We start from the raw sequence: 972 nt of genomic DNA on the forward strand, positions 1-972 counted from the left end.
GGGGCGGCGACCTGCTTCAGGTCGGACTTCTCCATGGAGATGCCCGGTTCCCTGGTGTCCTGCGCTCCGGCGTCGGTGTCCCGCCGGTGCACGTGGATCCATTCGGCGATGGTGCCCAGCGGGTTCGTGCTGGTCTCGGCGACGTCGGCGGTCAGGGCCGCCTTGGCATCCATGATCCCGTAGCCGTAGAGGTTGTCCACCCGGGAGCGCCGGCGTCCTTGGCGGTCTTCAGGATCCGGTTGATGACCTGTGGCGCCTTCATCTGCGGGTACTTGGAGCGGATCAACGCCACCACGCCGGAGACGATCGGCGCGGCGCCGGAGGTGCCGGACCAGCGGGCATAGTCACCGCCGGGCATGCCGCCGACCAGCGGCTCGGCCGGGGCGGCCACCCCGATCGAGATGCCCTCGGTGGAGGAGTCCTTCGAGCCTTGCCCGACTCGTCGACCCCGGCCACGGTCAGCACCCCGGGGATGGTGGCCGGCGCGCCAACCTGGCTCATCCCGCCGGAACGGTTCCCGGCGGCGGCCACGACCACCACGTCGTGGTCCTCGGCGTACTTGAACGCCGAATCCCAGCTTTCGGGCCAGGCCGGGCTGGTGGAGCCCAAGGACATGTTGATGACCTTCGCCCCGTTGTCCACGGCCCAGCGCACCGCGCGCGGGATCTGCTCCTCGACCGGGATCCGGCCGGGTTCTGCCCGCCCATCCACAGCGAGACGGACATCAGCTCTGCGGCCGGGGCCACCCCCAGCACGCCGTCCGGCCCGCCGGAGGGCTTGGGCACGGTCTCGTACTCCGGTTCCTCAGGAACGTCCTCGTCTTCCTCTTCCGCGTGCTTCTTGGCCTTCTCCCACGCGGTCTTCAGCTTCTCGTTCTCGGCCTTGATCCGGTCGATCTCGGCCTTGTTGTTCCCGCGCCCGGCCAGCAGGGTGGCCACCAGGTGCCGTGCTCGCTGCGCGCCCCAATCGGGG

The 972-nt window shown here is 70.2% G+C and carries 2 protein-coding genes and 1 pseudogene; all 3 read right to left on the minus strand.

What is annotated here, in order from left to right:
* Positions 1–151: 151 nt before the first annotated feature.
* Positions 152–391: a S8 family serine peptidase gene (locus JCM19049_RS23715; RefSeq protein WP_374700338.1), complete on the minus strand. Its 240-nt coding sequence runs from the start codon at positions 389–391 to the stop codon at positions 152–154.
* Entirely contained in the window at positions 283–615 is a 333-nt protein-coding gene (locus JCM19049_RS23720; RefSeq protein WP_374700339.1) for a S8 family serine peptidase, read from the minus strand. The genes JCM19049_RS23715 and JCM19049_RS23720 overlap by 109 nt, the downstream gene beginning before the upstream one ends.
* A pseudogene (locus tag JCM19049_RS23725) lies at positions 498–972 on the minus strand (hypothetical protein); the annotation flags it as partial. The pseudogene JCM19049_RS23725 and the gene JCM19049_RS23720, both read right to left, overlap by 118 nt.

This window comes from Arthrobacter sp. JCM 19049, from assembly GCF_001310435.1.